General features: G+C 58.6%; 8 protein-coding genes and 2 rRNA genes. 4 read left to right on the top strand and 6 right to left on the bottom strand.

Annotation, left to right across the window (positions count from 1 at the left end):
* Nucleotides 1–193: 193 nt before the first annotated feature.
* Both rrf (IB246_RS10790) and rrf (IB246_RS10785) read left to right on the top strand, forming a co-directional pair.
* A 5S ribosomal RNA gene (rrf, locus tag IB246_RS10790) occupies nt 194–309 on the top strand.
* Nucleotides 310–413: 104 nt separating this feature from the next.
* Nucleotides 414–529, top strand: a 5S ribosomal RNA gene (gene rrf, locus IB246_RS10785).
* A 215-nt stretch (nt 530–744) separates the two neighbouring features.
* Here rrf (IB246_RS10785) and IB246_RS10780 read toward each other — a convergent pair.
* A complete protein-coding gene (locus tag IB246_RS10780; protein WP_032832504.1) occupies nt 745–1,791 on the bottom strand; it encodes a FecR domain-containing protein in 1,047 nt (348 codons plus the stop codon).
* 392 nt (nt 1,792–2,183) lie between these two features.
* On the opposite strand from IB246_RS10780, the gene IB246_RS10775 reads away from it, so the two are divergent.
* On the top strand, nt 2,184–4,064 hold the full coding sequence (locus tag IB246_RS10775) for a methyl-accepting chemotaxis protein (RefSeq protein ID WP_008024479.1): 1,881 nt from the start codon (nt 2,184–2,186) through the stop codon (nt 4,062–4,064).
* A 125-nt stretch (nt 4,065–4,189) separates the two neighbouring features.
* Here the strand turns inward: IB246_RS10775 and IB246_RS10770 are convergent, their stop codons facing one another.
* From IB246_RS10770 to IB246_RS10750, 5 genes are all read right to left on the bottom strand, one after another.
* The gene (locus IB246_RS10770) at nt 4,190–4,657 is read right to left on the bottom strand and encodes an SRPBCC family protein (RefSeq protein ID WP_008039596.1); all 468 of its coding nucleotides are present in this window, start codon (nt 4,655–4,657) and stop codon (nt 4,190–4,192) included.
* A gap of 22 nt (nt 4,658–4,679) precedes the next feature.
* Nucleotides 4,680–8,096 (bottom strand): non-ribosomal peptide synthetase, encoded by a 3,417-nt coding sequence (locus tag IB246_RS10765; protein ID WP_008039597.1) that lies wholly within the window; start codon nt 8,094–8,096, stop codon nt 4,680–4,682.
* Between the two features lie 13 nt (nt 8,097–8,109).
* Nucleotides 8,110–9,039 carry a diiron oxygenase gene (locus IB246_RS10760; RefSeq protein WP_008039598.1) on the bottom strand — a complete coding sequence of 310 codons (930 nt, stop codon included), beginning with the start codon at nt 9,037–9,039 and terminating at the stop codon, nt 8,110–8,112.
* The gene (locus IB246_RS10755; protein ID WP_008039599.1) at nt 9,036–9,812 is read right to left on the bottom strand and encodes a DUF3050 domain-containing protein; all 777 of its coding nucleotides are present in this window, start codon (nt 9,810–9,812) and stop codon (nt 9,036–9,038) included. The genes IB246_RS10760 and IB246_RS10755 overlap by 4 nt, the downstream gene beginning before the upstream one ends.
* 637 nt (nt 9,813–10,449) lie before the next feature.
* A complete protein-coding gene (locus tag IB246_RS10750) occupies nt 10,450–11,160 on the bottom strand; it encodes a GntR family transcriptional regulator (protein ID WP_008039600.1) in 711 nt (236 codons plus the stop codon).
* Nucleotides 11,161–11,353: 193 nt separating this feature from the next.
* On the opposite strand from IB246_RS10750, the gene lapG reads away from it, so the two are divergent.
* The gene (lapG, locus tag IB246_RS10745; protein WP_008039602.1) at nt 11,354–12,046 is read left to right on the top strand and encodes a cysteine protease LapG; all 693 of its coding nucleotides are present in this window, start codon (nt 11,354–11,356) and stop codon (nt 12,044–12,046) included.
* The last annotated feature ends 7 nt before the right edge of the window (nt 12,047–12,053 follow it).

Here is a 12,053-nt window from a genome sequence, read left to right as displayed (position 1 = left end):
GTGAGGCGTTGAGCTAACCAATACTAATTGCCCGTGAGGCTTGACCATATAACACCCAAGCAATTTGACTACTCGAAAGAGCATCAGATTGCGGTGTGTGAAGACGCAATGAACCGAAAGTTCGAGAGCAACACACAAACTATCGCATACCCAATTCGCTGGAACGTCGCAAGACGCGTCAGCTCAAGAATTTCTTGACGACCATAGAGCATTGGAACCACCTGATCCCATCCCGAACTCAGCAGTGAAACGATGCATCGCCGATGGTAGTGTGGGGTTTCCCCATGTGAGAGTAGGTCATCGTCAAGATTAAATTCCGAAACCCCAATTGCGAAAGCAGTTGGGGTTTTGTTTTAGTAGAAGTCACCAATTTTGCTGGCACGTTACGGCGTAACGGGCTGGACACAGAATTTCTTGACGACCATAGAGCATTGGAACCACCTGATCCCATCCCGAACTCAGCAGTGAAACGATGCATCGCCGATGGTAGTGTGGGGTTTCCCCATGTGAGAGTAGGTCATCGTCAAGATTGAATTCCGAAACCCCTGTCTGCTAACGCAGACAGGGGTTTTGTCGTTTCGGGCTCGCTAATATCTCGATTGCCTGCTTAGGAAAAACAAAAAAGCCAGCCCCTGAAAATCAAGGGCTGGCTTTTTTGTATGCCGAGTATTTGGAACTGGTAGCTCACTGTGGCGGTTTTCGATCAGTTGCCCACCTGGCGCACAAATTGATCGAGCACATCGCTCAAAGGTCCGGCGGCAACGTTGTAGCGCTGGCTGCTGACTGCCGCTCCAACGTCACCCACCATCGGGTGCGGTAGCGCAGTTGCACGGGCAAGGTCTGCGGAAGGATGGCCAGCAGTTTGTCGGTGTCCTCCAACCGGAAGACACCGGACAGCCGCAAGTCGGCAATATCTGTTGTGCACGTCAGATAACCATGGCGGTAGCGTCCGACCTCCTGCAGGAAATCGCCAAGACGCATGTTGCGGGTGACGATCAGACCGTCGACCCAGGTGCCGACATCCATGGCCTGCGGTGGTGCCAAACGTGCCCGCTGATGATCAATCACATAGTTCTGACCGGCCTGCACCTGAATCGGCATGCCATCAGCAGGCAGTGGTGAATGGATCGCGACCATGCCGCTGGTCACGCTGAGCCGCGTGCAGTCCGCGTCCTGGCGAAGGATGAAACGTGCGGCGACGCCCTCATACACACCGTGGTGACTGTGCACGCGTAGCGGTCGATCCAGTGAAGATCCTTCATCGGCCCCGCCGCACGTCACGATGATTTCGCCACGGGTCAGTTTGATCCGACGCTGGTGCGCGGTGTAGTCCAGATCCACTGAGCTGGCGGTGTTCAGTTCGAGTCGCGTGCCATCCGGCAGCTGGAAACCACGGCGCTCGCCCGTAGCGGTGGCAAAATCCGCGGTCCACTGTTGCCAGCCTGTCAGATCCCTGCCCAGCCATGCTACCGATCCCATCAACAACGCACCCGACAACAGTTTCAAGGCTTGGCGTCTACCCAGTCCTTGAGCACTGTTTTCCAGCGTGTTGAAGGCGACGTGGGCACCGGGTACCGCATGCAGATTGTTGCTGAGTTCGGCGTGCAGCGACTGCACCCGTTGCCAGGCCAGTTCGTGTTCCAGATGTTCTGCCCGCCAGACATCGCATTGCTGGCGCAGCCTGGAATTGCTCGCGTTGTTTCGCAAGCGCAGCAGCCAGTGGATGGCTTGTTTGACCACCTGTTGATGAGGTTCGCCACGCCGACCCAGTGCCGAATTATCCACAGGCATCATGTTGGGTTCCGCAGCAGGTAGCAGTGATAGAGCGAATCAGCGACATAGCGCTCCACCGAACGTTGAGAGTGAGCCCTTCGGCTGCATTAGCCCGAACGTCACAAATGATAATTACTCGCATTGTTGTCAAGGGACGGGGAATTTGCAACTGCCGCTCGAACAACCGTCATCACAACAATGCTACTCAAGCGCTCTAGCATGCCGTTCGGCGGGTATCTGACGGAAATACCGGTCATTTCGTACATGCCCCTAAGATTTATCCCGCCTGTGCCGACAGACTGGTGAGACATGCGTGCACCAAAGTAGAGCGGCCTTAGAGCCGCTTGAGCTGTACATGGAATGTTGCAACCCGGAACGCATCCCCACTTTCTGCATAGAAGCCCTATGAAATGAATCTCAAGTTCAGCCATAAAATCCTGTTGGCCGCCTCCGGCGTCGTGGTGCTGGCTTTTGCGTTGTTCACTTTGTACAACGACTATCTGCAGCGAAATACCATTCGGCAAAACCTCGAATCCTCCGTTCAACAAGCCGGCGACCTGACCGCCAGCAGCGTGCAGAACTGGATGAGCGGCCGCGTGCTGGTGCTGGAAAACCTCGCGCAAAACGTCGCTCATCAAGGCGCCAATGCCGATCTGCCGGGGCTGGTTGATCAGCCGGCCTTCACCTCCAACTTCCAGTTCACGTACGTCGGCCAGACTAATGGCGTGTTCACTCAGCGCCCTGACGCGAAGATGCCGGATGGCTACGATCCGCGTCAGCGTCCCTGGTACAAGCAAGCGGTTGTCGCTGACAAAACCATGCTGACCCCGCCTTACATGGCGGCCGTCGGTGGGTTGGTCGTGACCATCGCCATGCCGGTGAAAAAGAATGGCGAGTTGCTTGGCGTGGTCGGCGGTGACCTGAGCCTGGAAACCCTGGTGAAGATCATCAACTCGGTGGACTTCGGCGGCATTGGCCATGCGTTTCTGGTCAGTGCCGACGGCCAGGTGATCGTCAGCCCGGACAAAGACCAGGTCATGAAGAACCTGAAGGACATCTACCCCAACGCCGGCCTGCGCATCGAGAAGGGCAATCAGCAAGTCACCCTGAACAACCAGGAACGCATCCTCTCGTTCACCCCGGTCAACGGTTTGCCGAATGCTGCGTGGTACATCGGTCTGTCGATCGATAAGGACAAGGCCTACGCACCATTGAGCCAATTCCGCACCTCAGCGTTGATCGCGATGTTTATCGCTGTCACCGTCATTGCGGTGCTGCTGACCCTGCTGATCAACGTGCTGATGCGCCCGTTGACCACCATGGGTCGTGCGATGCAGGACATCGCCCAGGGCGAAGGCGACCTGACCCGACGTCTGTCCGTGGAAAGCAAAGACGAATTCGGCGAACTGGGCGGCTCCTTCAACCAGTTTGTGGAGCGAATTCACGCGTCGATTTCCGAAGTGTCCTCGGCAACCCGGCAGGTCCATGACCTGTCGCAACGGGTGATGGCTTCGTCCAACGCGTCGATCGTCGGTTCCGACGAACAAAGTGCGCGCACCAACAGCGTGGCGGCGGCAATTAACCAGTTGGGCGCCGCCACCCAGGAAATCGCCCGCAACGCCGCCGACGCTTCGCAGCATGCAAGCGGCGCGAGCGAGCAGGCCGATGATGGTCGTCAGGTGGTGGAAAAAACCATTCTGGCCATGACCGAGCTGTCGCAGAAAATCAGCCTGTCGTGCACGCAGATCGAAACCCTGAACGCGAGCACCGACAACATCGGGCACATTCTCGATGTGATCAAAGGCATCTCCCAGCAGACCAACTTGTTGGCGCTCAACGCCGCCATTGAAGCGGCACGCGCCGGTGAAGCCGGTCGTGGTTTTGCGGTGGTGGCGGACGAGGTACGCAACCTGGCGCATCGCACGCAGGAATCGGCCGAGGAGATTCACAAGATGATCACGTCGCTGCAGGTCGGCTCGCGTGAAGCGGTGACCACCATGAACGCCAGTCAGGTCTCCAGCGAAGAGAGCGTTGAAGTGGCGAACCAGGCGGGTCTGCGTCTGGTCAGCGTGACGAAGCGCATTGGCGAAATCGACGGGATGAACCAGTCGGTGGCGGCAGCGACCGAGGAGCAGACGGCGGTGGTGGAAACCCTCAACGTCGACGTTAACCAGATCAATCTGCTGAATCAGCAGAGCGTGGCCAACCTCAATGAAACGTTGAAGGATTGCGATGCATTGTCGTTGCAGGCGAATCGGTTGAAGCAGTTGGTTGATAGCTTCAAGATCTGATTCAGGTCAGATCACCGCGTTATCGTTCTTCGCGAGCAAGCTTCGCTCCTACAGGTTACTCGATACCTTGTAGGAGCGAGGCTTGCCCGCGAAGAGGACTGGCGCATCACCGAAAAAAGTGTGTCCTACGCAAACAACTTCAACACATTATTCATCGCATCATCGGCAAACCCCTGCACAAAATCCTTGAACCCCGGCAGTGCCTCGGCGCCACCCTGAGCCGGCTCGGCGATGATGGTCCATGTTGCTCGGGACTTACCTTCACCCAGCACCTCAACCGTCATCGCCGCCCACAAATTGGCCACGCCCAAGGTGTTGTAGATCGTGGTCCAGGTCATGCTCCGCGCCTGGTCATCCCGCGAATTGAGTTGCTCGACCACCAGGTTGCCGTCCTTGAAGAATTTCTTGCGCAGCGATGACACGCCTTCGCCGGTCGTCTCGATGTGCGACAACGCCGGGATGAATTGATCGAAGCCGGCAAAGTTGCCGACCACCGCCCAGACTTTTTCGGCCTGCGCCGGCACGTCCACCGAAGACACGACGAGGCAGCCTTGTGGGTTTTTGATCAGGGTATCGGGTTGCAGGTTTTTCATGGTTTTGCTCCGCTTGAGTGATTCAGATGAAGTTGATTTCTTTGAGGTAGTCGCAGCCGCGACGCAGCAGCGCCGGGGATTTTTCCGGGTAGTGCGCGCCCATCTGCCGCACGCCGGCCTGAGCGTTGTCATGGCCGATCATCGAGATGTCGCCGATGTCTTCTTCGAAGCCGTTGAGGTAAAAACCGAGTACGCCGAACAGCGCGTTGTCGCTGTCGACCCGGCCCAATTGCTGCTGCCAGTCGGAGACGCTGACCATGGAGAATTCCCGACCCGCCTCACGAAAGGACGCGACGTAATCGTCCCAACTCAGCGGCTCGGGGTTGTGCAGGTTGAATACCGCTTTTTCCGCTGAATATCGGCTGGCGTGGAAGGCGATGAAACGGGCGAGAAAGTCCACCGGCATCAGGTCGAAATTCAACGCGAACTCCGGCACCTGACCGAGCTGGATCGAGCCTTTGAGCATCAGCATCAAACGGTTTTTGTGCGGTTGGCAGACGCCGCTCAAGCTGTTGAAACTGATGTTGCCGGGGCGGTACAGATTGACCCGAACCCCGCGCTCCCGAGCCCTTTCCAGGATCCGTTCGCCGACCCACTTGGACAGGTTGTAGCCATTCTTGATGTAGATCGGCGGGGTCTGCGCGGCGGGCAGTTCGAGCACCCGGCCATCAGCGGAAATCGTGCTCGAAGCCGACAGCGTCGAGACGAAATTGAAGATTTTTTTACTGCGTCCTTCGCACAGGCGCAGGCACTCGAAGATCGGTTCTACGTTGTCCCGCGCCAGCGACTCGTAATCCAGCACGTGATTGACGTTGGCGGCGTTGTGCACCAGCGCGCCGTACTCGCGATCCAGGCGCTCATAAACATCCACCGCAAGCCCCAGCGAGGGCTGTGTGATGTCCGCCGCGTAAACCCGCACCCGGCTCAAATCCAGATGCTCCAGACGGTTTTCCCGCAACGCGTGGGCGAAGCGTTCCGCCGCCGATTGCCCGCTGCCATCGCGCACCAGACACGCTACTTCGCTGGCGCCCCACGCCAACAACGCCTCGACAATATGCACACCGACAAAACTGTTGGCGCCGGTGACGATCACTTTGTGTACATCGCCCATGCGACTGACGGGCAGCGGCTCGATATCCAGCTCGCGGAAGGCATCCGCCATGGCCTGTTCGCTGAGCACTTCCTCTGTGCCGGAGCCGCGCACCAGTGTCGCCAGTTTCGCGATGGTCGGCAGTTCGATGAAGCGGTTGATCGAGATGCTGCGACCGAACTCTTCACGCAGGCGCAACAGCATGCGCGACAGCAGGATCGAATGGCCGCCCAAATTGAAGAAACTTTCGTCGGTGGAAATGTCGCTGGCCGGCAACTCCAGCAGCTCGGCCCAGATCTCCAGCAGCAGCGCTTCATCGGCACTGGCCGGCAAGCGTCGCTCGGTGTTTTCGGCGATGCTGACGGGCAGCTCCAGCAGGGCCTTACGATCGACCTTGCCGTTGCTGGCAAACGGCATGCTCGCCAGTTCGGTCCAGGCGGTGGGCTGCATGTAGTCCGGCAGAAACTGGGTGGCGTGCGCCTTCAGCGCTTCACGCGCCGCGCCGGGTAGCGCTTCCTGAGGCTGGGCGAGGAACGCCAGAATCCGCCGTTGGTTGTCGATGACCACGGCCACCTGGCGGTACAGCTGACTGTCGCGCAGGCAACGTTCGATCTCCTCCGGCTCGACCCGAAAGCCGCGAATCTTTACCTGATTGTCCCGGCGGCCGCACAGCTCGATGCCAGCGTCGGTCCACTTCGCCATGTCGCCGGTGCGGTAGGCCCGCAGGTGCTCACCGCTCGGCAGGCTCACGTTCAAATAGCGCTCGGCGGTCTGTTGTGGATTGTTCAGATAGCCCAGGCAGACACCGGGCCCGACGATGTACAACTCGCCGACGGTCTGTTCGCCCACCGGCTGAAAATCCTCGTCGAGGATCAGCACCTGACTGTTGGCAATAGGCGCACCGAGGGTGCGATTGCTGTCGCCGGCGCGCAGTTGCCGCGCGGTGATCAGCACCGTCGCTTCGGTCGGGCCATAGAGGTTGTAGAGGTTGCCCTGGCGGGTGAGCTGCTCGATGACATAGGGTTCGCACACATCGCCACCGGTCATCACATGATCCAGCACCTGCAACTGCTCCAGCGGCAGAATGCTCAACAAGGCTGGTGGCAGAAACGCGTGGCTCAAGCGTTGGTGGCGGATCAGTTCCACCAGTTGCAGCGGATCACGGCGTTGATCATCGCTGGGCACGATCAGCTCGGCGCCCTGCAACAGGGTCGGGAAAATATCGATCAGCGACGAGTCGAAACTCAACGACGAAAACTGCAGCGCCCGGCTCTGCTCCGTCAGTTGCACATAGTCGGCGTACCACGCGGTGAAGTGCGCGAGGTTGGCCTGGCTGAGCAACACACCTTTGGGATGGCCGGTGGTGCCGGAGGTGTAGAGCGCCATGCACGGCGCGTCGAGGTCCGGGCGCTGGCGCATCAAAGGTTGGTCGAGATCCACGCTGTCGATGTCGATCGCGCTGATGTCCAGGCTGAGCATCTCGGATGCAAGAGGATGCTGCCCGTCGTGCAGCAGCAACACGGCACCGGCATTCGACAGAATGTAGTGCTGACGTTGCAGCGGATGGCTCGGCTCCAGCGGCAGATACACCGCGCCGCTGCCGAGAATCGCCAGAATCCCCGCATACAACGCACTGCATTTCGGCAGGCAAATGCCGATCACCCACGGCCCGTCGAGTTGTTCGAGCATTGGCTGCAAACGCTGCTGGATGGCGCGGCTGTGGGCATGCAGTTGGCGATAGCTGAGGGACGTACCGGCAAGGTTCAGCGCCGGTCTTTCGGCGGACAGCATGAAGCGCTGCTCAAGCCGCTCGATCATCGGCACTTGCGCGAGTTGCAGCAACCGAGGATCAGCGGTGGAATTGAGCCGATGGACGAAGGCCAGGTGCTCCAGGAACCGCAGGCTTTCCAGCCGCTCGAAATGCACCGGGGTCGCTGGCTCGGCCAGTAGAAAATAGTCGGCGTCCCGCGAGAAACGACTGACCAGCAGCGCTACATGATCTACCAGTTCCGCTACCGCCCGCACACGCAATGCCTGGCCGTTGCCCGAAGGTTCGTCGGCAATCGGCACGCGCGTGAGCAGCGTCGAACTGTGCAGGCATAGCAAGTCCAACGTCACAAGACCTGAAGTCTGCGGCTCGCCGATGCCCAGTTGCAGCGTCAGTCGAGATGTCGCGCCGAAGTCCTCAAACGGCAGGCTTGTGTCGTCGATCAGCAAATCGAACGGTCCCGCCGCAGGCTGACCAACTGCTTCAAGCCGCATCAGTGAATGACCGTGTTGTTCGAGCTCCAGCGCCAGGTCGGTCAGGGCCTGGCTCTGCCCGATGAGCAGAATGTCGAGACGTCTCATGATGTGCTCCTCGTTAAACCAGGTAGTCGCTCAGGGCTTCTTGAACGCACGGCGAATCGAGCAGCGAACTGCTGCGGAAAAACCGCACGATGTTGGCGACCAACGGGTGATGGCGGTTGATCGGGAAGGCCAGTCCCGACACTTCGCGCTTGAGTGCGGCGCGCGCGGCTTCGCTGATTTGCAAAGACTCGATCAGGCGGAAGTCGAACGACTTCTGAATGTCGTTGGTCAGGTAATGGCCGATGAACACCGGCAAAATCTGCGCGATGCATTGGCGATCTTCTTCGCTTGCGGTGTGCCAGTAGATGCGCACCAGCCGCGCCCAGAAGCCGGAGTGACGACCCTCATCGAGCAGGTGGTCAGCCATCAAACCCTTGATCGATTGCTTGACCGTGTCGTCCTTGGCAAACGCCGCCACATCCCCGGTGACGGTGTTTTCGGCGATGGCCACGCAGATCAACTCCACGGCACTGCGCAGGTGTTCCGGTGCGAGTGCCACGGCGGCCGGAATCGCCCGGCTCAGTTCGATTTCATCCGGCAGGCCGATGGGTGTGATGCCCGTCATGGCGACGGTTTGCTGCATGAAATCCATCGCCACCAGCGCGTGGTAATCCTCGTCCACCACCACGGTCATGGCGTCGTACCGGCAGGCGAACGGGAAGGCCACGGCAAAGCGGTTCTTGGCGATGCTGCGCGCGGTTTTGTCGACGATCTCGGTTTCGAAAATCACCACGTCGTTGATGAATTTGTAGAGCGTCTGCACCAGGGCGAAATCCCGTTGCTCCGGGCATTCGCGCAGAAAGGTTTCACTCAATACCAGCGGTTGGCGACTGAGCGGGTAGATCAGCTTTTCGTCGTTCTCCAGAACGCGGCGCGGTCGGGTGCGGATGGTCGCGCGGCTTTCCCAGGCGTCGGCGAAGGATTGGTAGTCGGCGGCGTTCATGCGTTCACCTCCGCCAACGGCTCACTCATGCTCAGGCGCAGGCCGTCCCACAGGGCAATGCGGCTTTCCACGGCGGCGAGGGCGCTGGCGTAGACGTCTTCTTCGCGTTGCGGATCGCCATTGACCAATCGCGCGAGGAGTTTTTCCGCTGCCGGGCCGTGGTCTTCGGAATCGACTTCGATGTGCCGTTCCAGGTAGTAACGGAAGGTCGGCGCCTGCTCGATACCGATGCCCCAATCGTCGAGAATCCGCTGGAACATCTGCGGAATCACGCTCTCGCGACCGTGCAAAAATGCCGCTGCAACACTGTGGCCGGGTGCATGCAGCGCGGTGTGCAAGGTGTGGCGCACGAACTGCGCAGCGGCCGGGTCAACGTCCACGCTCTGCAATGCCACGTCATAACTCACGCCTTCTTGCTGCAGCGCCACGAAGCGTTCGATGACGGCCGTGCTGGCTCCCACTTCGCGCATCGCATCGAGGTACAACTCGAAATGGCTGTAATGGCCGTGGGCCGGACGATCATCGGACTCTTCACCAAGCACTATCTCGTTGATCAGGCGCGCCGCCTGCGGATCGCTCGGCGGCAGCCAGGGCAACTGAACGCAGGTCAGCTCCTGTTGCAGGCGCTTGGTCAGCGACATGAAATCCCATACCGCAAACACATGGGATTCCATAAAGCGTTGAAGTACCGAAAGCGAATGTATTTCAGAGAAAATCGGGTGCGCGCTAAGTTCTGCTTTCTTCTGATTAAGACGGTCTTTAGTCGATTTCATGGCGAGCCTATAAGTGGTCCGAAGTGAGGTGTGATCAATAAGTAATGAGTGCTTTAAAAAGTCTGATGGCGAGCGGGTGCCTCAAATGAATTGATCGGTATTAGTTGCATATAAGTCTTATGGCTAAAGGGTTGCAGCCAGTAGCCAGTAGTGGCGGAGAAAAACTAATACACGAATAAAGTGCTGGGCAAGTTATTTTTATACTATTTTAAAGTTTAACTTTTTCGGGCGTGACAAGTTCCAATAAGACTTTTTGAATAAGTTTTATTTGGGCGTAGTTGCTCCTTTCGGCTTATATAAGTCGAAATCGAAATAAAGAGTGAATGCCTCACTCGAAGCAACTTTCTAAGGGTGATCGTTAGTGTGATTTGAGGGGGGGAAGTTGGCCGGGACGCCGATGCTTCCTTTCCCGTGGCAAGACTCCTTCCTTAGGTTCTTGATGCGGGGACTGCGCCGCTCATGCGGTGCGTCGCCCGTTTGTTATTCGTTGGCAGCCCAAGAGTGAGCGTAAATCAAGGCAGCCGCTATCACCGACGCGTCTAGGGTCAGTGCAAGGGGCGGGTTTGGCAGAAAGGATGTGCAGGCGCGGCAAGCGCGGGCGAGCAGGTCGACCTGCTCGCGCCGTTGCCGGGGTGATTTATTTCGAGGTTTTTCTGCTTTGTGCTTCGGGGCTTTCGAGATAGCGGGTGATGACCTCGACGCCTCGGTTGAGGTGATGTTCGAGCAGCTTCACCGAGCGCTCGATGTCGCGGTCTTCCACCGCCCGCAGCAGCGCACGGTGATCTTCCTGGGACAGTTTGCCCAGGCCCATGGCTTCCAGGTTGAAGCGCAGGAAACGTTCCTCTTCGTTCAGGCCGTCTTCGACCAGCCTCAAGAGCCGACGGTTAGGCGCCTTGCAATACATCGACATGTGGAACAGGCGGTTCAGCCGGCCGATTTCGGTGTAGTCGTGTTCCGTTTCCAGTTCGTCGATGTAGCGGGCCGCCTGCTCGAAGTCTTCGTTGGTGAGCAAGGGGATCGACAGGCGCAGGGCTTCGGACTCCAGAAGGATGCGCAATGCGTAAGTCTCGACGGCGTCGCCCTGAACCAGTGGCGCGACCACCGCACCTTTGTGGGCGACCACGTTAAGCAGTGCATGGGCTTCGAGCTGGCGCAAGGCTTCACGGACCGGCATGCGGCTGACACCGAACAGGTCGGCCAGGTCTTGTTGGCGAAGGGCCGTGCCGCAAGGAATGCGACCATCGAGAATGGCGGCACGCAGGGTCTCTTCGATGACCGAGCGGGCCAAATGCGCGGGAATCGGCCCGTTGACCTTGATACTGCTGAGAGGGTTGGGCTTCTGTGTCACTACAACGCACCCTGAATGACTGAGATAATTTGGATCCAAGAGGACACTAGTGACTGCCTGACAGGTTGTCAAACGCACACAGGGTCACACTTCAAGTTTAGTCGGCCCGCAGTGATCTCACCGTGCCATTGTTATTTAACAGGCTAACCTTCAACATCAATCGATTCCACCTGCCCACCCTGGATGCCTCGCATTGGCGGCACGTTTCGCGATCCCTCGGACCTTGCGCTGGTTGTGCTGCGCGTTGCTGCTGGCCGGTGTCATTTCGGGCGGCCTGCACGCCGACTGGGATTTTTCCCTGATCAGCCGTCGGGCGCAGGCGTTGTACGGGCCATTGGGCGAGGGTCAGCAGCGCATCGATGCCTGGCAGCAATTGTTGGCGACGCAGAAGCAACTCAGTGAGCTGGACCAGCTCAATGTGGTCAACCAATTCTTCAACAAACAGATGCGCTATGAAGAGGACATCGACCTGTGGCACGAGGTCGATTATTGGGAAACCCCGATCGAAGCCTTGTGGAGAGGCGCCGGTGATTGCGAAGACTTCGCCATCGCCAAGTATTTCAGCCTGCGCCGCCTCGGCGTTTCCAGTGACAAGTTGCGCATTACTTACGTTAAGGCCCTGAGCCTCAATCGCGCGCACATGGTGCTGACCTACTACGCCAGCCCCGACGCCATGCCGCTGGTGCTCGATAGCCTGATCGACGCGATCAAGCCCGCCAGCCAACGTACCGATCTGTTGCCGGTCTACGCTTTCAATGCCGAAGGCTTGTGGTTGCCGGGTGCCAAGGGCAACAAGAAAGTGGGCGATACCAAGCGGTTGTCCCGTTGGCAGGATGTGTTGAAGAAAATGCAGGCGGAAGGATTCCCGGTCGAAACGATTAACTAGGAGCACG

Source organism: Pseudomonas sp. PDM01, assembly GCF_014852325.1.
Classification (GTDB): Bacteria; Pseudomonadota; Gammaproteobacteria; order Pseudomonadales; family Pseudomonadaceae; genus Aquipseudomonas; species Aquipseudomonas migulae.
Note: the sequence above shows the minus strand (reverse complement) of the source record. Positions and strands in the feature narration are given on the sequence as shown.

Excerpts from the sequence above, each read along its gene's own strand:
- IB246_RS10775 (WP_008024479.1), top strand. The coding sequence starts at position 2,184 with ATGAATCTCAAGTTCAGCCATAAAATCCTGTTGGCCGCCTCCGGCGTC.
- IB246_RS10765 (WP_008039597.1), bottom strand. The coding sequence starts at position 8,096 with ATGAGACGTCTCGACATTCTGCTCATCGGGCAGAGCCAGGCCCTGACC.
- IB246_RS10770 (WP_008039596.1), bottom strand. The coding sequence starts at position 4,657 with ATGAAAAACCTGCAACCCGATACCCTGATCAAAAACCCACAAGGCTGC.
- IB246_RS10760 (WP_008039598.1), bottom strand. The coding sequence starts at position 9,039 with ATGAACGCCGCCGACTACCAATCCTTCGCCGACGCCTGGGAAAGCCGC.
- IB246_RS10755 (WP_008039599.1), bottom strand. The coding sequence starts at position 9,812 with ATGAAATCGACTAAAGACCGTCTTAATCAGAAGAAAGCAGAACTTAGC.
- IB246_RS10780 (WP_032832504.1), bottom strand. The coding sequence starts at position 1,791 with ATGCCTGTGGATAATTCGGCACTGGGTCGGCGTGGCGAACCTCATCAA.